This window comes from Pseudomonas sp. Eth.TT006, assembly GCF_054456575.1.
Genome location: NZ_JBTJEN010000013.1, coordinates 28,742 through 48,854, shown reverse-complemented (window position 1 = coordinate 48,854; position 20,113 = coordinate 28,742). Strand labels below are relative to the sequence as shown.

Sequence of the window (20,113 nt, the reverse complement as noted above, 5' to 3'; positions counted from 1 at the left end):
CCACCGCATTCGCGAGCAAGCCCGCTCCCACAGGTGGATTTGAGGAGATTCTGAACATGCTGCAAGTCGACAAGCTGCACCAGTACTACGGCGGAAGCCACATCCTGCGGGGGCTGAGCTTTGACGTGAAGGTCGGCGAAGTCACCTGCCTGCTCGGGCGCAACGGCGTGGGCAAGACCACCCTGCTCAAATGCCTGATGGGCTTGTTGCCGGCCAAGGAAGGCGCGGTGAACTGGGAAGGCCAGGCGATCACCACGCTCAAGCCGCACCAGCGCGTCCATGCCGGCATTGCTTATGTGCCGCAGGGCCGGGAAATCTTCGGCCGGCTGACCGTGGAAGAGAATCTGCTGATGGGTCTGTCGCGCTTTCCCGGCAGCGAAGCGAAAGAAGTCCCAGGTTTCATCTACGAACTGTTCCCGGTGCTGCTACAAATGAAGCAGCGCCGCGGTGGCGATCTCTCCGGCGGTCAGCAACAGCAACTGGCGATCGGTCGCGCCCTGGCCAGCCGTCCGCGCTTGCTGATCCTCGACGAACCCACCGAAGGCATTCAGCCGTCGGTGATCAAGGAGATCGGCGCAGTGATCAAGACCCTCGCGGCCCGTGGCGACATGGCTATTTTGCTGGTGGAGCAGTTCTACGATTTCGCAGCGGAGCTGGCCGATCAGTACCTGGTGATGTCCCGGGGCGAAATCGTGCAGCAGGGTCGCGGTGAAAATATGGAGGCCGAGGGTGTACGTGGTCTGGTAACGATTTAATCTGTAGCTTCCTAACGATAACGACAAACCATGAATCTAGCGCTTCCCACTGCCCTGTTTACCCCGAGCTGGCACGCCGAGCTGGAGCTGGCCTACGCCCGCTTCGGCGACTGCACGCGCCCGGTTCGGCGGCGTCATCTCGGCCCGCTGCGGGTGCAGAAGCACCTGTACGCCGAAGGTCCCGAGGTCTGCCAGCACATCATCGTCCACCCACCGGGCGGGATCGCCGGCGGTGACCGGTTGAACATCAGCGCCCGCGTCGAAGCGCAGGCCTGGGCGCAGATCACCAGCCCCGGCGCCGCCAAGTGGTATCGCGCAGCAGGGCCGGCCTATCAGCACCTGGATTTGAAAGTCGCGGCCGGCGCGACGCTGGAATGGCTGCCGCAGGAAACCATCGTCTACAGCGCCGCCCAGGCCGAACTCAGCACATCGATCGAGCTTGAGGGCGATGCGCGGCTGTTGTACTGGGACGTGGTGGCGCTGGGGCGCCCGGCCAGTGGCGAGCGTTTCGACCACGGGCATTTCCAGGCGCATCTGGATATTCGCCGCGACGGGCGCTTGCTCTGGCATGAGCGCCAGCGCATCGGCGGCAATGACGGCTTGCTCGATTCGCCGATCGGCCTGGATGGCAACCCGGTGTTTGCGACGTTACTGGTCACCGGTGAAATCGATGCCGACCTGCTGGAGCGCTGTCGCACCTTGGGCCACGACGTGCGTGGCGATCTGACCCAGTTGCCGGGGTTGCTGGTTGCCCGTTGCCTGGCAAGCGAGGCGCTGCTGGCCCGCGCCTGGCTGATCGACCTGTGGCGCCTGCTGCGCCCGGCTTTGCTCGGCCGCGAGGCCCAGCCCCCACGCATCTGGAACACCTGAAATGCATTCCCCTTTCCCTGTAGGAGCTGCCGCAGGCTGCGATCTTTTGATCTTGTCTTTAAAAAATCAAAGTCAAAAGATCGCAGCCTTCGGCAGCTCCTACAGTGAGCGTACGAACCAATAATTTCCAACTGCCGATTATGGATTTCAAACGATGGACCTGACCCTACGCGAAAAAGACAAGCTGCTGATCTTCACCGCCGGCCTCGTTGCCGAGCGGCGCCTGGCGCGCGGTGTGAAACTCAACTACCCGGAAGCCATGGCCTACATCTCCGCCGCGCTGCTGGAAGGTGCCCGCGATGGCCAGACCGTGGCCGAGCTGATGCACTTCGGCACCACCCTGCTGAGCCGCCAGCAAGTGATGGAAGGCATCCCGGAAATGATCCCGGAGATCCAGGTCGAAGCGACGTTCCCCGACGGCACCAAACTGGTCACCGTCCACCAGCCGATCGTCTGAGGCCGCGCCATGACTTACAGCATTCGCGATGCGCTGCACGCCGACCTGCCGGCGATCCGTGACATCTACAACGACGCAGTGCTCAACACCACGGCGATCTGGAACGAGTCGGCAGTCGACCTTGGCAACCGCCAAGCGTGGTTCAGTGCGCGCCAGGCCCAGGCCTACCCGATTCTGGTGATCGCCGACGCCGACAACAGCGTGCTCGGCTACGCTTCGTTCGGTGACTGGCGGCCGTTCGACGGCTTTCGCCACACCGTCGAGCACTCGGTCTACGTGCGCAACGACCAACGCGGCAATGGCCTCGGCCCGCAATTGATGAGCGCGCTGATCGAGCGGGCGAAAGCCTGCGGCAAGCATGTGATGGTCGCCGCCATCGAGAGTGGCAACGCCGCGTCCATTCGTCTGCACCAGCGCGCCGGTTTCAGCATCACCGGGCAAATGCCGCAGGTCGGCACCAAGTTCGGCCGCTGGCTCGACCTGACGTTCATGCAACTGATCCTCAACCCCGGCGCGCTACCGCCCGACGCCCACCAGGAGTGACACGCGATGAACCCCGCCCAACTGCGACGCGTCAATGCGGAAAGTTTTGCGCACTATCGTCAGGGCCTGATTGATCTGCTGCTCGACGCCGTGGGTTACGGCGCCAGCGTCGGCTTCATGGCCGACCTCGATGCCACGCAGGCCCGCGCCTATTTCGATGAGGTGCAGCAACAGCTGAACAAGGGCAGCGTGTTGCTCTGGGTGGTGGTCAAGGACGAACAAGTGCAGGCCAGCGTGCAGTTGAGCCTGTGCCAGAAGGCCAATGGTCTCAATCGCGCCGAAGTGCAAAAACTGCTGGTGCGCGAACACGCGCGACGCCGCGGCCTCGGTCAGCAATTGATGACGGCGCTGGAACTCGAAGCGCGCCAGCTCAAGCGCGGCATGCTCTACCTCGACACCGAAGCCGGCTCCCCGGCCGAGGATTTCTACCAGGCCCTCGGTTACACCCGCGCCGGCGAAATCCCCGATTACGCCTGCGACCCGCACGGTACTTATCGACCGACCGCCCTCTACTTCAAGATTCTGCAAGGAGCCCAGCGATGATTCCTGGCGAGTACCAGATCCAGCCCGGCGACATCGAACTGAATGTCGGCCGCCGCACCCTCAGCCTGAAAGTCGCCAACAGCGGCGACCGGCCGATCCAGGTCGGCTCGCACTATCATTTTTTCGAAACCAATGACGCGCTGACCTTCGACCGCGCCGCCAGCCGCGGCATGCGCCTGAACATCCCGGCCGGCACCGCGGTGCGCTTCGAGCCGGGGCAGAGCCGCGAGGTGGAACTGGTGGAATACGCCGGGCTTCGGCGGGTGTTCGGGTTTGCCGGGCGGGTGATGGGCGATCTCGATTGACGAGCATTTTCCTGTGGTGAGGGGATTTATCCCCGATCGACCGCGCAGCGGTCGCCAAACGCCACCGGTTCCATCAGAAAACTCACTTTTGCTGAATGGCGGGTGCTACGCACCCGATCGGGGATAAATCCCCTCGCCACAATAATTTGCAAGGAATTGAGATGAAGATTTCCCGTCAAGCCTACGCCGACATGTTCGGCCCCACCGTCGGCGACAAGGTGCGCCTGGCGGACACCGAGTTGTGGATCGAAGTCGAGCAGGACTTCACCACCTACGGTGAAGAAGTGAAGTTCGGCGGCGGCAAAGTGATCCGTGACGGCCAGGGCCAGAGCCAGTTGCTCGCCGCTGAAGTGGTCGACACGCTGATCACCAACGCACTGATCATCGACCACTGGGGCATCGTCAAGGCCGACGTCGGCCTCAAGGACGGGCGCATCGCCGCAATCGGCAAGGCCGGCAACCCGGACGTACAACCGAACGTGACCATCGCCATCGGCGCCAGCACCGAAGTGATCGCCGGCGAAGGCATGATCCTTACTGCCGGCGGCATCGACACGCACATCCACTTCATCTGCCCGCAGCAGATCGAAGAAGCGTTGATGAGCGGCGTCACCACCATGATCGGCGGCGGCACCGGACCTGCCACTGGCACCAACGCCACCACCTGCACCTCCGGGCCGTGGCACCTGGCGCGCATGCTCCAGGCCGCCGATGCGTTTCCGATGAACATCGGCCTCACCGGCAAGGGCAACGCCAGCCTGCCGGAGCCGCTGATCGAGCAGGTCAAGGCCGGCGCCATCGGCCTCAAGCTGCACGAGGACTGGGGCACCACCCCGGCGAGCATCGACAACTGCCTGAGCGTCGCCGACCAGTACGACGTGCAGGTGGCGATCCACACCGACACCCTGAACGAATCCGGTTTCGTCGAAACCACCCTCGGCGCGTTCAAGGGCCGCACCATCCACACCTACCACACCGAGGGTGCCGGTGGCGGCCATGCGCCGGACATCATCAAGGCCTGCGGCTTCCCCAACGTGCTGCCGAGTTCGACCAACCCGACCCGGCCGTTCACCCGCAACACCATCGACGAACACCTCGACATGCTGATGGTCTGCCACCACCTCGACCCGAGCATCGCCGAAGACGTGGCGTTCGCCGAAAGCCGCATCCGCCGCGAGACGATTGCCGCCGAAGACATCCTCCACGACCTCGGCGCGTTCTCGATGATCAGCTCCGACAGCCAGGCCATGGGCCGCGTCGGCGAAGTCATCACGCGTACCTGGCAGACCGCCGACAAGATGAAAAAACAGCGCGGCCCGCTGCCGCAGGACGGCGCAGGCAACGACAACTTTCGCGCCAAACGCTATATCGCCAAATACACGATCAACCCGGCGATCACCCACGGCATCAGCCATGAAGTGGGCTCGGTGGAAGTGGGCAAATGGGCCGATCTGGTGCTCTGGCGTCCGGCGTTTTTCGGCGTGAAACCGACGCTGATCCTCAAGGGCGGCGCGATTGCCGCCAGCCTGATGGGCGATGCCAACGCGTCGATTCCGACCCCGCAACCGGTGCACTACCGGCCGATGTTCGCCAGCTACGGCGGCTCGCTGCACGCCACCAGCCTGACCTTCATCAGTCAGGCGGCGCTGGAGGCCGGGCTGCCTGAAGCACTGGGGCTGAAAAAGAAAATCGGCGTGGTCAAAGGCTGCCGCGAGGTGCAGAAGACCGACTTGATCCACAACGACTACCTGCCGAACATCGATGTCGACCCGCAGACCTATCAGGTCAAGGCCGACGGCGTGCTGTTGTGGTGTGAGCCGGCGGAAAGCCTGCCGATGGCCCAGCGCTACTTCCTGTTCTGACGCCGCCGACACTCGATAAACAGGCCCCGCGACCGTGCCTTGCGCACCGTCTCGGGGCCTTTTTCATGACGCCGGAAAACCGCTGCGTAAACCTTCGTGTATTTCTCGCCAAAGGGACTACTATTCGGTTCGCTTTACCCCTTTTCAGGAACTGCCCATGCGTCTATCCGAGTTCATCCTGGCCAATGTCGAGCCAATCGTCGATGAGTGGGAACAGTTCGCCGCGACCATCACCCCGGCCGCCGACCATCTGGATTCCGTGGCCCTGCGCGATCACGCCGCGGCTATCCTGCGGGCCGCCGCCCGTGACATGGACAAGCCGCAGAGCCCTGCCGAACAGGTTGCCAAAGCCAAGGGCGAAGGTCCGGAAAAGACCCCGAGCCTGGATGAGGCCGGCGCCAGTCATGGCGAACTGCGCCACACCGTGGGTTTCGATCTGGTGCAGATGACCAGCGAGTTCCGCCATCTGCGCGCCTGCGTGATCCGCCGTTGGAGCGACAGCCTCACTGTCCCGGACCTCGCCTGCTTTCACGACATGATCCGCTTCAACGAAGCCATCGACGAAGCGCTGGCCGAATCGACCGCCGCTTACGCCGAACAGGTCAATCGCTCGCGGGACATTTTCCTCGCCATCCTCGGCCACGACCTGCGCGCCCCGCTGCAGGCGGTGAGCATGTCCACCGAACTGCTGCTGCGCAAATTCAGCCTCGAGGCCGATGCGCTGGCCTGCGTCCAGCACATCAAGCTGGGCGCGCGGCACATGGCGTCGATGGTCAGCGACCTGCTGGAACTGGTGCGCAGCCGTCTGGGCCGCAGTCTGCCGATCGAGCCGGGGCCGATGGACCTGGCCAGCGCGACGCGGGCAGCGCTCGCCGAGGCCAGCGCCGGTAATCCGCAATACGCGCCGAATTTCACGGTCAGCGGGGATACCCGCGGAACCTGGGATGCCGGAAGGATCGATCAACTGCTGCAAAACCTGATCGGCAACGCCTTGCAGCACGGTTCGAACCAGCGCGAGGTCAACGTCAACCTCAGTGGCGACGGCGACAGCGTTTATCTGACGGTGCATAACTTCGGCACGCCGATCCCCGAAGAGGCGCTCGCCACCCTTTTCGATCCGCTGGTACGCAGCGCCGACGAAGAACTCGGACAGCCGTCCACCAGCCTCGGGCTCGGCCTGTTTATCGTCAAGGAAGTGGTGACCGCGCATGGCGGCACGATTGAGGTCAGCTCGAGCGAGACTGACGGCACGCAGTTCAGCGTGGTGTTGCCCAAGAGGAGCCAGTCAAAATGACTGCGTTATCGTTCTTCGCGAGCAAGCCCGCTCCCACAGGAGACCGCGGTCAACCTGTGGGAGCGGGCTTGCTCGCGAAGAGGCCCGATCGAACAACCAAATAACATCAGCCAGACTACTCGACCACCAACCGCCCCAATCGCTGGCGCAGCATGCGGTTTTCCGCCCGCAATTGCTGCACTTCCTCCAGCAGATTCAGCGCCAGCGCAACCCCTTCCCACTCCAGCTCCAGCTCGCGCCGCAATTTCGCGGCGCGCTTGGCCAGGCTCAGCTCGTAGTCGGTGAAGCGCCATTCCCGGGGCTGCGTGCCCTGAGGTTCGAGAATGCCGTGTTCGACGATTTCGATCACGTAGACGTCCGACAGGTCGGCCGCCTCACAGAATTCTGCCATGTCCAGTTGAACGATCAGGGGGTTGCTCATGATGGGCTACTCCGTCGTCGGGTTCAGAAGTTCTCTCGCGGATTGAAGGCGGCTTTCTTCGCCAGTTCCTGCCACAGCGCCTTGACCTCGTCGTCCGAGGCTTTCGGCATCACGGCCTTGAGCTGCACGAACAGGTAACCGCGTTCACCGGCCTTGTTTTTCAGACCATGGCCCTTGGCGCGCATGCGCTGGCCGTTCTGGCTGCCGGCCGGGACCTTGAGGTTGATCTTGCCGGTAAGGGTCGGCACGGCCACTTCGGTGCCCAGCGCCAGCTCCCACGGTGCCAGCGGCAGGGTGATGATCAGGTTTTCGCCTTCGACATCGAATTTCGGATGCGGCGCGAAGCGAATGGTCAGGTACAGGTCGCCATTGGCCCCGCCACCGATACCCGGTGCGCCCTGGCCCTTGAGGCGGATGCGCTCGCCGTCGGTCACGCCGGCCGGGATCTTCACGTTCAGGCTCTTGCTGGTATTGCTGACGTGCTGGCCGTTGGCGTTGTATTGCGGCACCTGGAAGCTGACTTTCTTCGACTCGTTCGACAGGGTTTCCTCAAGGAAAACCGGCAGTTCCATTTCCACGTCTTGTCCCCGGCGCCCTGCACTGCGTGATTGCCGGCCTTCGCCGCCACCGAAACCGGGGCCGCGATTGCCAAAGATCGAACTGAAGAAGTCCGAGAAGTCGCCGGTGTCGGCACCGCCCCCGCCGAAGCCGCCACGGCTCTGCCAGCCCGGTGGGCCCTGGAACGGCTGACCGTGCTGGCCGTAGCGGCGCAGGTCGTCGTATTCGGCGCGTTTGTCGGCGCTTTTCAGCGCTTCATAGGCTTCCGAGGCGTCCTTGAACTTGGCCTCGGCGTCTTTTTCCTTGCTGACATCGGGGTGGTATTTGCGCGCCAGCTTGCGATAGGCCGCCTTGATCGCCTTGTCGTCTGCTGTCGGCTCCACGCCGAGTATCTTGTAATAGTCTTTGAAGTCCATCGAAGGATCACCATCCGTTATCGATTTCGCGCCGAGACCAGCATGCGCTTATTCGCGCCTGCCAGGTTGACCGATCTCAAAGTTGTGACCGGGTGGCGCAGCAGAAGTTTATCGGCAGTGGACGACGGTTCTTGCGACCGCCGGTATGTCTGCCGGCCCATGCCAGCAAGTTTGGGGCGATGCGGCGACTTTCAAGACAATCAGGCACGAAATAGCGGATGACCGGCCTTCGAATCTGCCGCGCACTGACATACACTGCGCGGCCGTTTTTTGACCGGAACCCGAAAGACATGAACAACGCCTCTCCAGCCCGTGCCTGTGGTATCGACTTCGGCACCTCCAACTCCACCGTCGGCTGGCTGCGCCCCGGCATGGAAACGATGATTGCGCTGGAAGACGACAAGATCACTCTGCCGTCAGTGGTGTTCTTCAACATCGAGGAGCGCCGCCCGGTATACGGGCGTCTGGCCCTGCACGAGTACCTGGAAGGCTACGAAGGCCGGCTGATGCGCTCGCTCAAGAGCCTGCTGGGTTCCAAATTGATCAAGCACGACACCAGCGTCCTCGGCACCGCGATGCCGTTCAAGGACCTGCTCGGGCTGTTCATCGGCCAATTGAAGAGCCGCGCCGAAACCGCCGCCGGTCGCGAGTTCGAGCAGGTTGTCCTCGGCCGTCCGGTGTTTTTCGTCGATGACGATCCGCTGGCCGACCAGGAAGCCGAAGACACCCTGGTGGAAGTGGCGCGCAAGCTCGGCTTCAAGGACGTGTCGTTCCAGTTCGAACCGATTGCCGCCGCGTTCGACTACGAGTCGACCATCGAAAAAGAAGAGCTGGTGCTGATCGTCGACATCGGCGGTGGTACCTCGGACTTCTCGCTGGTACGCCTGTCGCCGGAGCGTCGCGGCATGGACCAACGGCACGACGACATCCTCGCCACCGGCGGCGTGCACATCGGCGGTACCGACTTCGACAAACAGCTGAGCCTGCAAGGCCTGATGCCGTTGTTCGGCTACGGCAGCCGCATGAAGAGCGGCGCCTACATGCCGACCAGTCACCACATGAACCTGGCGACCTGGCACACCATCAACTCGGTGTATTCGCAGAAGTCGACGCTGGCGCTGGGCAGCATGCGCTACGACATCGAGGACACCGGCGGCATCGACCGGCTGTTCAAGCTGATCGAACAGCGCGCCGGCCACTGGCTGGCGATGGAAGTGGAAGAAACCAAGATCCAGCTGACCCACACCGACAGCCGCCTCGTGCCGCTGGACCGGATCGAACCGGGCCTGAGCGTGGAACTGACCCGCGCCCTGTTCGAAGCCTCCATCGACGCCCTGCTCGAGCGCGTGCGCGGCAGCGTCACCCAGCTGTTGAGCGATGCCAACGTCGCGGTGGGTCAGGTCGATACGGTGTTCTTCACCGGCGGCTCCAGCGGCATCCCGGCACTGCGCAACAGCGTTTCGGCGATGCTGCCGAATGCGCGCCATGTTGAAGGGAATATCTTTGGCAGTATTGGCAGCGGGTTGGCGATTGAGGCGATGAAGCGTTATGGCGTGTAACGGCAGCTGCAAGCTTTAAGCTGCAAGCGGCAAGTAAGAGCAAAAGCAAGAGCCGCCGCGGCCTTGCTTCTGCTTTTACTTGTAGCTTGCAGCTTGCAACTCGAAGCTGCTGTTAAACCATTCCTCCGAGCTTCAACTCACTCTTCAGATACGCATAATAAATCGGCCCCGCCACCACCCCCGGCAGGCCGAACGCGGCTTCGAACACCAGCATCGCCAGCAGCAACTCCCACGACTTGGCACTGATCTGCCCGCCGACGATGCGCGCGTTGAGGAAGTATTCGAGCTTGTGGATAAAAATCAGATAACCCAGCGCCGCCACCGCTACCCAAATCGACAGCGACAGACCGACGATGGTGATCAGGGTGTTCGACATCAGGTTGCCGATCACCGGCAACAGGCCGAGCAGGAAGGTCAGGACGATCAGGGTTTTGGTCAGCGGCAGCTTGATGCCGAACAGCGGCAAGATCACCGCGAGGAAGATCGCGGTGAAGAAGGTGTTGAGCAGCGAGATCTTGATCTGCGCGAAGACGATGTTGCGAAACGCTTGCACCAGCAGGTGCAGACGGTCGAACAGGGCCGCGGCCAGCGGCTTGCGCTTGGTCAGGTCGGGAATCCGTTGCAGGGCGATGATCGCGCCCAGCACCATGCCGATCAGCAAGGTGACGAACATGTGCGCCGCGTCCTTGCCCACCAGTTGCAGCTCGGACAAGTGCTTGCTGCCCCACTCGCCAATCGCCACGCGGAACTCGGCGGCACTGGCCGGCAGATAGGCATCGAGAAACGGCGGCAGTTGCCCGCGCGCGCGGTCGACCACGCCCATGAACTTGTCGAGCGAGGCGCCGGGGTTTTCCGCTTCGTGCAGAAGGAAACTGATGGCGCCGGCAAAAATCAGCGCCAGCACACTGACCACCAGCGTGCCCAGCAGCGCCACCGCCAGCCAGCGCGCGCGCCGGCCTTCGATCAACCGCTGCAGCTGCGGGGTGAGCATGTTGACCAGCTCGAACACCAGCAGACCGGCCAGCAGGCTCGGCAACAGGCGCAGCGGCAATGCCAGCAGCAGACCGCCACAAATGATGATGCAACTGACCCAGAACACAACATGACGCTCAGAAAACGTTGGCATACAGCCTCAAAACGAACGGCGTAAAAGGATTGGCAGTCTGCCAGCGATCCGGGGAGAGCACTAGATATATGCAGGGCGCGAGATTGTCGCTGACATGACCGCCCTCTTCGCGAGCAAGCCCGCTCCCACAGGAGAACGCATTTCAATGTGGGAGCGGGCTTGCTCGCGAAGGGGCCGGCCCGCTCACCACAAGATTCAGCTGATTATTTTTTCTTCAGGCAATCACTCATGAACGTCTTGCGCGCATCGCCGGTCAGGGCCTTGGTTTTCGCGTCGGCATTGCAGGTTTTCATTTTTTCCTGCTGCGGGGTCAGGGTCTTGGCGTCGTTGGCCGCCGGCGCTGCCTTGAGGCAGGTGCTCATGAAAGTCTTGCGCTCATCGCCCTTGAGGCTCTTGGCGGTAGCGTCGGCATTGCAGGTGGTCATTTTGTTCTGTTGCGCCGTGGCGGCGAAACCCTGGGAACACAGGAGCAGACCAATCATCAACAAAGGGGCACGCAACATCTTCATGGAGTTTTCTCCTTGTCGCCGCACCGATGGATGCGACCTGTGCTGAAGTGTAGCCAAATCTTGTTACACCTTCCTGCCTTCCAGATGGCTACGGCGATACTGTTCCGGCGTACACCCGGCCTGCCGGGCGAACATGGCGATGAACGCCGAGCCGCTGCTGTAACCCAGATCGAAAGCGATTTCCTGCACGCTCTTTGTGCTTTCCAACGCCTCGATCGCCGCCAGATAGCGCAAACGCTGACGCCACTCACCGAAACTCATCCCCAGTTCGCGCACGAACAGCCGCGCCAGCGTGCGCTCGCTGACATGCACCTGCGCTGCCCAGTGCAGCAGCGGCTGGTTGTTGCCCGGATCGGCCTGTAACGCCTCGAGAATCGCCAGCAACCCCGGATGGGTTGCGTATGGCAGATAGCACTCATGCACCGGTGCCTGCTGCAGTTGATCGACCAGCACCTGCGCCAGACGCTGATCGGCGTCCAGCTCGGGAATCTTCACATCACGGGCGGCGAAGTCTTTGAGGATCGCCTTGAGAATGTCGCTGATCGCCAGCGTGCACGCGCGCGGCGGCAGATCGGCGCAGACCTTGGGGTCGAGGCACACCGCGCGATAGTTGACCGGCTGGTGACTGTAGAAACTGTGCTCGACCTGCGGCGGCACCCACACCGCGTACTGCGGCGGCGACATGAAGCGGCTGCCGTCAACGTCCATGTGCAGCACGCCGTGGGCCGCGTATTCCAGCGTGCCCCACGGATGACGGTGCGGCGCGGCGTATTCGTGGGCGTTGAAGTCGGCGTAGCGGAAGTACACCGCTGACGGCAATTCGCTGAAATCCAGCAGATCGATGTGCTTGCTGTTCATGCTGTCCGGTTGCAAAGGCAGATTGTCCGGTTCGCAGTATAGGGCTGGATCCAGACAGGGGATAATCAGCGTTCATCAACGTACTGGTTCTGACTTCATGCAATACGCGTTTCCCCTGCTGGCGATTTTTATCTGGGCCGGCAATACCGTGATCAACAAACTGGCGGTCGGGGCGATCTTCCCCGCCGAGATCGGTTTCTACCGCTGGCTGCTCGCCGGCCTGCTGTTCACCCCGTTCATGCTCAAAGCGGTGCTCGCGCACTGGGCGCAGATCCGCCCGAACCTGGGCAAGATCTTCATCCTCGGCGTGCTGGGCATGGCGGTCTATCAAAGCCTGGCGTACTTCGCCGCGACCCTGACCACCGCGACCAACATGGGCATCATTCTGTCGCTGATGCCACTGATGTCGCTGGCCATGGCGATCATCAGCCTCGGCCAGCGCCTGACTGCCGGTGCGCTGTTCGGCGCAGTGTTTTCCTTCGCCGGCGTGCTGGTGGTGGTGTCGTCCGGCAGCCTCGGCGCCTTGCTGCAACACGGGGTCAACCTGGGTGACGCGATGATGCTGATCGCCACCCTCGCCTACGCGATCTACAGCACCCTGCTGAAAAAATGGCAGCTGCGCCTGCCGCCGCTGGTGTTGTTGTACCTGCAAGTGCTGGTGGCGATTGTGGTGCTGTTTCCACTGTACGCCGCATCGCCGAAAACCGGCCTGACCGTGCAGAACATTCCGTTGGTGCTGTATGCGTGCCTGCTGGCATCGATGCTCGCGCCGCTGGCGTGGATGCAGGCGGTGCAGCGTTTGGGGCCGAGCCGCACGACCTTGTTTTTCAACTTGCTGCCGCTGATTACTGCGCTGATTGCCGCGGTGGTATTGAAAGAAGAATTGGCGCTGTATCACCTGGTGGGTGGGGTGTTGACGTTGGGCGGGGTGATTCTTTCCGAGCGTTGGACCACGGTGTTAGGCCGCCGAATCAGCGTTGCCTGATCTGGCCTCTTCGCGAGCAAGCCCGCTCCCACATTCGACCGAGTTCCAACTGTGGGAGCGGGCTTGCTCGCGAAGAACGATAACGCGGTGTAACTGACCCTCACACGCCGGCAGCCTTGAGCCGCGCCGCATGCTCGACAAACAACCGCACCGGATCCGCGCCTTTGCCCACCAGCCCCAGCGACTGGTTGACGATGTCGAAGTGATCCAGCGGATAGTCGTCACCAATCACCGTGCCCAGGTGCGAGCTGTAGCGCCCGACCATCCCGTCACACTGCCCCCGCTCACGCACAAAGGTTTTCGCGAACAGCCGGCAACTGCGATGGGTGCCGTCGAACAGATTGCCGCCGCGATCAGTCTTGCCCGGTTGCAACGTCCCCGACCACGAGTAATAACGCACGCCGTTGACCGCTTCCGGCCCGTGCCCGCCCCAGGTTTCCGGCAGGCCCTGTGGATAACGCTGATTGAACAGCGCCACGCCTGCGCTGGTCAGCGATTGGTGCGAGGCGTGAATATCCACCGGCAGTTTCGGCCCGTGGTAACCGGTTTCCAGCAACGCCATCAGCCAGCCGATCAGGCGCAACAGCGCCTCCAGCAAGCGGCCCTTGGCACTGTCCGCCGGGTAGTGCTGCTGCAGATAGTCGGCCAGCTCCGAACCGTGATTCGTCCCAGCCACCGACGTCACTGAAGCCACCAGATCCGGCCGTTTCGCCGCCGCGTAGCGCGCCGTCAGCGAGCCCTGACTATGGCCGAACAGATTGACCTTGGCCGCGCCGGTCTCGCGCAGAATCTCGTCGATCCGCGCCAGCAACTGCTCGCCGCGCACCTCGGTGGAATGGAGCGGCGACACCTGCACCGCAATCACCGTCGCACCACCGCGACGCAACGCCTTGATGATCCCGTACCAGTACGGGTACAGCAGCAGCCGGATAAACCCGAGCATACCCGGCACCAGCACCAGTGGATAACGTGTCGCAGTACCTTGTGACATGGGCAAACATCCTTGTGATCGCTGTTTATAGGCCGGACGTGCAAAACGCCCGCCAAGCATCCGCCTCGACGATGACACCTGCACGACCAACTCGCATAAAACTTTTACCGTCGCGCGGGACTCACAACCAGGGTAAGCGATCACGCCCGGAGAGCGTGGCGCCCCTTGGATTAGCCTCCTGGAGATCGAAATGAGCAATGACCTGCATTTGTCGGATGTACAAACCCTGCGCGAACGCGCGCGGCAACACGTCGAAAATGGCGCAGTCACCGAAAGCTACAGCGCCAACCGTGAGGAAGTGCTGCGCTTGCTCAATGAATCGCTGGCCACCGAGCTGGTCTGCGTGCTGCGCTACAAGCGTCACTACTTCATGGCCAACGGCCTGAAAGCGCATGTGGCTGCTGAGGAATTCCTCGAACACGCCACTCAGGAAGCGGAACACGCCGACCGTCTGGCCGAGCGCATCGTGCAACTGGGCGGCGAGCCGGAGTTCAACCCGGACCTGCTATCGAAAATGTCCCACGCGCAATACGTGGCCGGGAACACCCTGAAAGAAATGGTCTACGAAGACCTGGTGGCGGAGCGGATCGCCATCGACAGCTACCGCGAGATCATTCAGTACATCGGCGACAAGGATCCGACCACCCGCCGCATCTTCGAAGACATCCTCGCGCAGGAAGAAGAGCATGCGGATGACATGGCTGACATTCTGAACGACCTGTAAGTCCCCTCTACCAACGGCACAAAAGCAAAAAGATCGCCGCTCGCGACAATTCCTCTGTAGGAGCTGCCGCAGGCTGCGATCTTGTGCTCTTGCCTTACCTGCTTGGCTTGACAGTCACGGGCGCCTTGCCCGCCTTCATCTGTTGCAGCAACGGCGCACACTGATTCGGCTCACCGCCACTCGGCGCCACCAGCGCCAGCAATCCTGCCGCCGGTGCTGCAATCACACCCAACGCGACCATCCCCGCTCCACGCAACATCAACGGCACCGCTTTGACGCCCGCGTCCGGTTTGATGAACTTGCCGCGCACATACAGCGGCGAACGCAGCGAGATCAGACGCCAGCCCTTGGATTCCGGGGTCACGGTCAGGTCCAGTTGTTCGGTGGCCATGTTCGCCGTGCCGTCGATGTAGATGATTGCGTTCTCGGTATCGAAGACAAACAGTCGCGTGGTCGCCAGACCAGTCTTGATGTCGAAGTCCGCCGCCGCGCAGTTGATCTTCACTTCCTTGTCACCAAAGATCTTGCCGACCACGTAGTTGCCGACGTTAAGCCCCGCCAGCTCCATCAGCTCGCGGCTGATTGCGCCGTCGTTGATCAGCATCTTCAGGTTGCCGTTGGCGCCGCCAAGCAGCTTGGCCACCGAGTTGCCGCGACCGCTGATGTCGGCGTCGCCATTGAGCTCACCGAAACTGGTTTTCATCGGTTCGAAGGTCGGGAACAGTTCCTTCAACTTGAATTTGCGCGCGGTCAACCTGGCCCGGCCCTCAAGCGGCTCGGTGCGACCGTTGAGACGAATCTGCGCATCCAGATTGCCGCCAGCCACGCCGAAACGCAGCGGCTCGAGACTGAGTTCGCCGTCGTTGAGTTTGAGGTGGGTATAGAGGTCGGTGAACGGCAACTTCTCGCTGTGCACAATGCGCATGCCGGTGAACTCGACGTCGGCGTCCATCGCACGCCAGCGGTCGGTCTTGAACTCCTCGACCGGCAGCACTTTGTCGGCTGGCTGCTTGCTCTCGCCGCCGCGGGCCTTCTGCTTGTCATTGGCGTCAGCACCAATCAGCGGCGCGAGGTCGGCGAACAGCAACTGATTGGACAGCAGCGCGCCACTCAGTTTCGGCCGAGGCTGGCTGGCGACATAGGTCAGATCGCCGTGAATGTCACTGCTGCCGATCTTGCCGTTGAACTGTTCATAGGTGAATTTCGCCCCGCCCGCGTCATGCAGTTTGGCAATAAGGTGCCCGTCGGTGGCATAGGGCGGCGTGTCCGGCAGGGTGACACCGGTCAGCGGATACAGGTTGCCGAGGCTGGCGCCGGCCAGTTTCAGGCGCAGATCGAGGGCGCCGAGGTTGAGCGGATCGGTCAGGGTGCCGGCCAGTTCGATGCTGGTGTCGCCGATCTTTGCCTGAGCCTGCAGCGGGAACGGTTTGTTCGCGTCCTGCAACGCCAGCAGCCCGCCAATTTTGCCCTGGCCGGAGAGATTCTGGCCGTGGTATTGGCCTTTGACCTTCAGCGCGAACGCGTAGTCCTGCGGCGCGGCCCCCTTGTCCTGCGCGGTCTTCGCGGCCTTGTCACCGACGATCTCGCTGAACGGAATCGGTTTGCCCAGCGGATCGATCAGCACATCGAGATTGGTCTTCAGCGTCTGATCGTCGAGGGTAACGTGGCCCTTGTCGAAGCCGATCGCGCCGATGTCCACCACCCAATTCGACGGTTCGGCGTTCGGGTACTTTGGATCGAACTTGAAGGTCCAGTTGGCGCGGCCATCGACCAGGCGCTGCAGTTGCGCATTGGGTTCGGTCAGGTCGATGCGCGGAATCGTCACCCGTTGCGCCAGCAGGGCCAGCGGCGAGATGCGCAGCTCCACCCGTTTGAGGGTGACCATCTGCGGCTGCTTCGACCAGTCCGGATTGCCCAGCGTCAGGTCTTCAGCGACCACGTGCGGCCACGGCACCCAGGCCCGCCAGCCGCCCTCATCCGGCTCGCGCTGCCAGATCACCGCAAGGTTGCCATTGATGGCAAACGGTCGATGCAGTTCTTCCGAGACTTTGGCGTTGAGCGGCGGCTTGATCCGGTTCCAGTCGAAGAACACGATGATCAGAACCAGCACCGCCAGCAACAATACGAGAATGGCGAAGGTCCAGCTGAAGATTTTCCCGGTGCGCGTCATGCACAAGACTCCTGATGACGACCGCACGCCGACTTGGCGACGCACAGCTGAAACGACGGGCCAAAGCGGCCCTCATGGATCCTACGACTGGCAAACAGTGCGCAGGTTTAATCGGAATATAGATTCCTGGGCAAAAAATCGCCCGAATGCTGACCGATTGGTCGAACAGCGTTACCGCCACCCGCACATTTGCGAGTCGCGAGTGAGTCGAAAATACCCACTTCAGTGCAAAACCGTCGCCCGCAAACGCCCGAGCTAGAGCGCCCGCGCGGAACAATCAATTCCGTTGATTATTACCATTGCGTTTATGAACTTTTATATCGACTTATCGAGAGTAGCATTGGCTTCGTACCCACTTTATCGCCCTCCCAAGGAGCAACCCATCATGAAACGCCAATTACTGCTCAGCCTTACCCTGTCGATGCTTGCCAGCACTGCTTTCGCCCTGCCAGCTGCAGAACAGGCCACCCCACAAGTGAAAGCCGGCCACTCGGTATTCAGCCAGACTGTAGCGGCTGATGGCAGCGACCGTACTCCACAAGGCCAGACCTTGGCAGAAAACGGCCGTAACCGTCTGGAAGAAAAAGGTCTGGTACAAGATGGCTATGACAAGACTCCACTTGGCCAAGCCGTAGCTGAAGGCGGCCGTGATCGCCTGGAAGAAAAAGGTCTGGTGCAAGACGGCTATGACAAGACTCCACAAGGTCAGACTCTTGCCGAAGGCGGTAGCGACCGTACCCCACAAGGTCAAACCCTTGCCGAAGGCGGTAGCGACCGTACCCCACAAGGTCAGACCCTCGCCGAAGGTGGCAGCGATCGTACTCCACAAGGTCAAACTCTCGCCGAAGGTGGTGGTGACCGTGTGATCGAACGCAACAGCGCTTTGAGCTAAGCCCATGGCGGCCTTTAAAAAAGCCCGATCAGCCGATCGGGCTTTTGCCTTTTCAGCCTCTGGCAAGCGCAAGACTGAATTTCCCTCGCTGATTCTTCCCTGCCGTTCGACGCCAGCAAAGTCGATTTGCTAGAGTGCGGCGCTTGTCCCGCTCAAGAAATGCCTTTGCGATGCTGCCCCGCGCCGAACAGAAACAACAGACCCGCCACGCCCTGATGGACGCTGCCCGCCACTTGATGGAAAGCGGCCGGGGATTCGGCAGCCTGAGTCTGCGCGAAGTGACCAAGACCGCCGGCATCGTGCCGACCGGGTTCTATCGGCATTTCGCCGACATGGACGAACTGGGCCTGGTGCTGGTCAGCGAAGTCGGCCAGACCTTCCGCGAAACCATTCGCCTGGTGCGCCACAACGAATTCGTCATGGGCGGCATCATCGATGCCTCGGTGCGGATCTTCCTCGATGTGGTCAGCGCCAATCGCTCGCAATTTCTGTTTCTCGCCCGTGAGCAGTACGGCGGCTCGCTGCCGGTGCGTCAGGCGATCGGTCGCCTGCGCGAAGCCATCAGCGCCGACCTTGCCGCCGACCTGACGCTGATGCCCAAGCTGCAGCATCTGGATGCTGCCGGCCTGAGCGTGATCGCTGACCTGATCGTCAAATCGGTGTTCGCCACCCTGCCGGACATCATCGATCCGCCCGCCGAAGGCCTGCCCGAACATCTGACGCCGCAGGCAAAGATCACCCAGCAACTGCGCTTCATCTTTATCGGCCTCAAGCACTGGCAAGGGCTGGGCAGTACCGAGTAATCCTCTTCGCCCAAGTCATCACAAAACCCTGTGGGAGCGAGCTTGCTCGCGAAGGCGTCAGATCAGTCAGCCATGCATTGACTGGGAGAGCGCTTTCGCGAGCAAGCTCGCTCCCACATTGGCCATGTGCTGCGGCCCGTTTTTGGTGCATGTAAAAATCTTCACGCACCAAAACCAGCCAAAATCCCGCAACATTCTGAAACATCCACTACGCTCCGACAGGGATTTCCTACATCTCGGCCGGTTGGCAAGCCACTTGCTCTAGCCCTCCTACACGTCCATTGCTGGAAGCTTTCCGATGCTGGTGATTCACCGCAGAATCGACCCTCAACCTGTCTGGTCCGCCGAGTTGCACCTGACCTTCGAAGCGCGGAGCAAAAGCCGTCTGCGCTGTTTCAGTGCCGACGGCGAAGATGTCGGCCTGTTTCTGGAGCGAGGTCAGGCGCCGTTATATGACGGCGAATGCCTGCAGGCCGAGGACGGCCGGATCGTTCGCGTCTGCGCCCGTCCCGAGCAACTGCTTCACGTCACCTGCGCCAATGCTTTCGAACTGACCCGCGCCGCCTATCACCTCGGCAACCGCCACGTCGCCCTGCAAGTCGGCGATGGCTGGCTGCGCCTGCTCGACGACTATGTGCTCAAGACCATGCTCGAGCAGCTTGGTGCGCAAGTCGAAGCGATTGAAGCGCCGTTCCAGCCGGAACACGGTGCCTACGGCGGCGGCCATCACCATTCGCGGCACGGCGATGAAGACTTCAACTACGCGCCCAAACTCCATCAGTTCGGCGTACGCCTGTGAATCCGGCCTGGGCGCTGCTGCGCCTGGCCAGTCCGCAATTGCCGATTGGCGGCTACAGCTATTCGCAAGGCCTGGAAATGGCGGTGGATAACGGCCGGGTGCACAACCCGGACAGCGCACGCCGCTGGATCAGCGATCAATTGCTGCTCAATCTCGCACGCTTCGAGGCGCCGCTGTTGCTCGCCCACTGCCAGGCGGCCGCCGACGAGCGCTGGGATGATCTGGCGCACATTGGCGAAACCCACCGCGCCAGCCGCGAAACCCGCGAGTTGCATTTGGAGAGCCGGCAGATGGGTTACTCGTTGCAGCAGTTGCTCAGCGGTTTGCCGGAGCTCGATGCGCCCGCCCGTGGCTTTCTCGAGCAATGCACTGAACCGCATCTGGCCTTGTGCTGGGCGTTGGCAGCGCGCGCGTGGGGCATCAACCCGCAGGACGCCCTCGCCGCGTGGCTGTGGAGCTGGCTGGAAAATCAGCTCGCGGTGCTGATGAAAACCCTGCCGCTGGGCCAGCAAGCCGCCCAGCGCCTGACCAGCGAACTGCTGCCGCTGCTGCAACAGGCGCAGCACGACGCCACCCACATCAATCCCGAACACATCGGCAGCGCCGCGTTCGGCCTGTCTCTGGCATGCATGGCGCATGAGCGCCAGTACAGCCGGCTCTTTCGCTCGTAGGA

General features: G+C 62.0%; 22 protein-coding genes. 15 read left to right on the top strand and 7 right to left on the bottom strand.

The genetic code is table 11. The features are described 5' to 3' along the window. Positions 1 to 56 precede the first annotated feature (56 nt). The 8 genes from urtE (at position 57) to ACXR0M_RS20165 (ending at position 6,629) form a co-directional block, all read left to right on the top strand. The gene (gene urtE, locus ACXR0M_RS20200) at positions 57 to 755 is read left to right on the top strand and encodes an urea ABC transporter ATP-binding subunit UrtE (RefSeq protein ID WP_458833534.1); all 699 of its coding nucleotides are present in this window, start codon (positions 57 to 59) and stop codon (positions 753 to 755) included. Between the two features lie 30 nt (positions 756 to 785). After that, positions 786 to 1,625, top strand: a complete 840-nt coding sequence (locus ACXR0M_RS20195) for an urease accessory protein UreD (protein WP_458833533.1) — start codon at positions 786 to 788, stop codon at positions 1,623 to 1,625. Between the two features lie 154 nt (positions 1,626 to 1,779). Then, positions 1,780 to 2,082: an urease subunit gamma gene (gene ureA, locus ACXR0M_RS20190; protein ID WP_458833532.1), complete on the top strand. Its 303-nt coding sequence runs from the start codon at positions 1,780 to 1,782 to the stop codon at positions 2,080 to 2,082. Between the two features lie 9 nt (positions 2,083 to 2,091). Further along, the gene (locus ACXR0M_RS20185; protein WP_458833531.1) at positions 2,092 to 2,625 is read left to right on the top strand and encodes an N-acetyltransferase family protein; all 534 of its coding nucleotides are present in this window, start codon (positions 2,092 to 2,094) and stop codon (positions 2,623 to 2,625) included. Between the two features lie 6 nt (positions 2,626 to 2,631). Next, the gene (locus ACXR0M_RS20180; protein ID WP_458833530.1) at positions 2,632 to 3,168 is read left to right on the top strand and encodes a GNAT family N-acetyltransferase; all 537 of its coding nucleotides are present in this window, start codon (positions 2,632 to 2,634) and stop codon (positions 3,166 to 3,168) included. Next, positions 3,165 to 3,473 carry an urease subunit beta gene (locus tag ACXR0M_RS20175; RefSeq protein ID WP_458833529.1) on the top strand — a complete coding sequence of 103 codons (309 nt, stop codon included), beginning with the start codon at positions 3,165 to 3,167 and terminating at the stop codon, positions 3,471 to 3,473. Before ACXR0M_RS20180 ends, ACXR0M_RS20175 begins: the two co-directional genes overlap by 4 nt. 161 nt (positions 3,474 to 3,634) lie before the next feature. Further along, positions 3,635 to 5,335 carry an urease subunit alpha gene (ureC, locus tag ACXR0M_RS20170; protein ID WP_458833528.1) on the top strand — a complete coding sequence of 567 codons (1,701 nt, stop codon included), beginning with the start codon at positions 3,635 to 3,637 and terminating at the stop codon, positions 5,333 to 5,335. A 157-nt stretch (positions 5,336 to 5,492) separates the two neighbouring features. Then, entirely contained in the window at positions 5,493 to 6,629 is a 1,137-nt protein-coding gene (locus ACXR0M_RS20165) for a sensor histidine kinase (protein ID WP_458833527.1), read from the top strand. Positions 6,630 to 6,744: 115 nt separating this feature from the next. On the opposite strand, the gene ACXR0M_RS20160 is transcribed toward ACXR0M_RS20165, so the two are convergent. Beyond that, a complete protein-coding gene (locus ACXR0M_RS20160; protein WP_458833526.1) occupies positions 6,745 to 7,050 on the bottom strand; it encodes a chaperone modulator CbpM in 306 nt (101 codons plus the stop codon). Between the two features lie 23 nt (positions 7,051 to 7,073). Next, positions 7,074 to 8,024 (bottom strand): DnaJ C-terminal domain-containing protein, encoded by a 951-nt coding sequence (locus tag ACXR0M_RS20155; protein ID WP_458833525.1) that lies wholly within the window; start codon positions 8,022 to 8,024, stop codon positions 7,074 to 7,076. A 290-nt stretch (positions 8,025 to 8,314) separates the two neighbouring features. Here ACXR0M_RS20155 and ACXR0M_RS20150 point away from each other — a divergent pair, with 290 nt between their 5' ends. Beyond that, the gene (locus ACXR0M_RS20150; RefSeq protein ID WP_458833524.1) at positions 8,315 to 9,583 is read left to right on the top strand and encodes an Hsp70 family protein; all 1,269 of its coding nucleotides are present in this window, start codon (positions 8,315 to 8,317) and stop codon (positions 9,581 to 9,583) included. A 112-nt stretch (positions 9,584 to 9,695) separates the two neighbouring features. Here the strand turns inward: ACXR0M_RS20150 and ACXR0M_RS20145 are convergent, their stop codons facing one another. From ACXR0M_RS20145 to ACXR0M_RS20135, 3 genes are all read right to left on the bottom strand, one after another. Further along, positions 9,696 to 10,709, bottom strand: a complete 1,014-nt coding sequence (locus ACXR0M_RS20145) for an AI-2E family transporter (RefSeq protein WP_458833523.1) — start codon at positions 10,707 to 10,709, stop codon at positions 9,696 to 9,698. 203 nt (positions 10,710 to 10,912) lie between these two features. Further along, entirely contained in the window at positions 10,913 to 11,218 is a 306-nt protein-coding gene (locus ACXR0M_RS20140) for a PsiF family protein (RefSeq protein ID WP_458833522.1), read from the bottom strand. Positions 11,219 to 11,281: 63 nt separating this feature from the next. Continuing rightward, positions 11,282 to 12,076 (bottom strand): AraC family transcriptional regulator, encoded by a 795-nt coding sequence (locus tag ACXR0M_RS20135; protein ID WP_458833521.1) that lies wholly within the window; start codon positions 12,074 to 12,076, stop codon positions 11,282 to 11,284. Positions 12,077 to 12,173: 97 nt separating this feature from the next. On the opposite strand from ACXR0M_RS20135, the gene ACXR0M_RS20130 reads away from it, so the two are divergent. Further along, entirely contained in the window at positions 12,174 to 13,061 is an 888-nt protein-coding gene (locus tag ACXR0M_RS20130) for a DMT family transporter (RefSeq protein ID WP_458833520.1), read from the top strand. A 100-nt stretch (positions 13,062 to 13,161) separates the two neighbouring features. Here ACXR0M_RS20130 and ACXR0M_RS20125 read toward each other — a convergent pair whose 3' ends face one another. Then, entirely contained in the window at positions 13,162 to 14,052 is an 891-nt protein-coding gene (locus tag ACXR0M_RS20125; protein WP_458833519.1) for an alpha/beta fold hydrolase, read from the bottom strand. A 190-nt stretch (positions 14,053 to 14,242) separates the two neighbouring features. Here ACXR0M_RS20125 and ACXR0M_RS20120 point away from each other — a divergent pair, with 190 nt between their 5' ends. Then, the gene (locus ACXR0M_RS20120) at positions 14,243 to 14,776 is read left to right on the top strand and encodes a ferritin-like domain-containing protein (protein ID WP_458833518.1); all 534 of its coding nucleotides are present in this window, start codon (positions 14,243 to 14,245) and stop codon (positions 14,774 to 14,776) included. Positions 14,777 to 14,870: 94 nt separating this feature from the next. On the opposite strand, the gene ACXR0M_RS20115 is transcribed toward ACXR0M_RS20120, so the two are convergent. Beyond that, the gene (locus ACXR0M_RS20115; RefSeq protein ID WP_458833517.1) at positions 14,871 to 16,946 is read right to left on the bottom strand and encodes an AsmA family protein; all 2,076 of its coding nucleotides are present in this window, start codon (positions 16,944 to 16,946) and stop codon (positions 14,871 to 14,873) included. 385 nt (positions 16,947 to 17,331) lie between these two features. On the opposite strand from ACXR0M_RS20115, the gene ACXR0M_RS20110 reads away from it, so the two are divergent. The 4 genes from ACXR0M_RS20110 to ACXR0M_RS20095 all read left to right on the top strand — a co-directional run bounded on the left by ACXR0M_RS20110 (position 17,332) and on the right by ACXR0M_RS20095 (position 20,111). Beyond that, positions 17,332 to 17,838: a hypothetical protein gene (locus tag ACXR0M_RS20110; RefSeq protein WP_458833516.1), complete on the top strand. Its 507-nt coding sequence runs from the start codon at positions 17,332 to 17,334 to the stop codon at positions 17,836 to 17,838. A gap of 170 nt (positions 17,839 to 18,008) precedes the next feature. Further along, on the top strand, positions 18,009 to 18,641 hold the full coding sequence (locus ACXR0M_RS20105) for a TetR family transcriptional regulator (RefSeq protein WP_458833626.1): 633 nt from the start codon (positions 18,009 to 18,011) through the stop codon (positions 18,639 to 18,641). Positions 18,642 to 18,939: 298 nt separating this feature from the next. Then, entirely contained in the window at positions 18,940 to 19,440 is a 501-nt protein-coding gene (gene ureE / locus ACXR0M_RS20100; protein WP_458833515.1) for an urease accessory protein UreE, read from the top strand. Continuing rightward, positions 19,437 to 20,111: an urease accessory protein UreF gene (locus ACXR0M_RS20095; protein WP_458833514.1), complete on the top strand. Its 675-nt coding sequence runs from the start codon at positions 19,437 to 19,439 to the stop codon at positions 20,109 to 20,111. Before ureE ends, ACXR0M_RS20095 begins: the two co-directional genes overlap by 4 nt. Positions 20,112 to 20,113: the final 2 nt, after the last annotated feature.

Excerpts from the sequence above, each read along its gene's own strand:
- ACXR0M_RS20105 (WP_458833626.1), top strand. The coding sequence starts at position 18,009 with ATGCTGCCCCGCGCCGAACAGAAACAACAGACCCGCCACGCCCTGATG.
- ACXR0M_RS20180 (WP_458833530.1), top strand. The coding sequence starts at position 2,632 with ATGAACCCCGCCCAACTGCGACGCGTCAATGCGGAAAGTTTTGCGCAC.
- ureC (WP_458833528.1), top strand. The coding sequence starts at position 3,635 with ATGAAGATTTCCCGTCAAGCCTACGCCGACATGTTCGGCCCCACCGTC.
- ACXR0M_RS20150 (WP_458833524.1), top strand. The coding sequence starts at position 8,315 with ATGAACAACGCCTCTCCAGCCCGTGCCTGTGGTATCGACTTCGGCACC.
- ACXR0M_RS20160 (WP_458833526.1), bottom strand. The coding sequence starts at position 7,050 with ATGAGCAACCCCCTGATCGTTCAACTGGACATGGCAGAATTCTGTGAG.
- ACXR0M_RS20175 (WP_458833529.1), top strand. The coding sequence starts at position 3,165 with ATGATTCCTGGCGAGTACCAGATCCAGCCCGGCGACATCGAACTGAAT.
- ACXR0M_RS20165 (WP_458833527.1), top strand. The coding sequence starts at position 5,493 with ATGCGTCTATCCGAGTTCATCCTGGCCAATGTCGAGCCAATCGTCGAT.
- ureA (WP_458833532.1), top strand. The coding sequence starts at position 1,780 with ATGGACCTGACCCTACGCGAAAAAGACAAGCTGCTGATCTTCACCGCC.
- ACXR0M_RS20145 (WP_458833523.1), bottom strand. The coding sequence starts at position 10,709 with ATGCCAACGTTTTCTGAGCGTCATGTTGTGTTCTGGGTCAGTTGCATC.
- ACXR0M_RS20195 (WP_458833533.1), top strand. The coding sequence starts at position 786 with ATGAATCTAGCGCTTCCCACTGCCCTGTTTACCCCGAGCTGGCACGCC.
- ACXR0M_RS20140 (WP_458833522.1), bottom strand. The coding sequence starts at position 11,218 with ATGAAGATGTTGCGTGCCCCTTTGTTGATGATTGGTCTGCTCCTGTGT.
- ACXR0M_RS20110 (WP_458833516.1), top strand. The coding sequence starts at position 17,332 with ATGAAACGCCAATTACTGCTCAGCCTTACCCTGTCGATGCTTGCCAGC.
- ACXR0M_RS20185 (WP_458833531.1), top strand. The coding sequence starts at position 2,092 with ATGACTTACAGCATTCGCGATGCGCTGCACGCCGACCTGCCGGCGATC.
- ACXR0M_RS20115 (WP_458833517.1), bottom strand. The coding sequence starts at position 16,946 with ATGACGCGCACCGGGAAAATCTTCAGCTGGACCTTCGCCATTCTCGTA.
- ACXR0M_RS20135 (WP_458833521.1), bottom strand. The coding sequence starts at position 12,076 with ATGAACAGCAAGCACATCGATCTGCTGGATTTCAGCGAATTGCCGTCA.
- urtE (WP_458833534.1), top strand. The coding sequence starts at position 57 with ATGCTGCAAGTCGACAAGCTGCACCAGTACTACGGCGGAAGCCACATC.
- ACXR0M_RS20125 (WP_458833519.1), bottom strand. The coding sequence starts at position 14,052 with ATGTCACAAGGTACTGCGACACGTTATCCACTGGTGCTGGTGCCGGGT.
- ACXR0M_RS20120 (WP_458833518.1), top strand. The coding sequence starts at position 14,243 with ATGAGCAATGACCTGCATTTGTCGGATGTACAAACCCTGCGCGAACGC.
- ureE (WP_458833515.1), top strand. The coding sequence starts at position 18,940 with ATGCTGGTGATTCACCGCAGAATCGACCCTCAACCTGTCTGGTCCGCC.
- ACXR0M_RS20130 (WP_458833520.1), top strand. The coding sequence starts at position 12,174 with ATGCAATACGCGTTTCCCCTGCTGGCGATTTTTATCTGGGCCGGCAAT.
- ACXR0M_RS20155 (WP_458833525.1), bottom strand. The coding sequence starts at position 8,024 with ATGGACTTCAAAGACTATTACAAGATACTCGGCGTGGAGCCGACAGCA.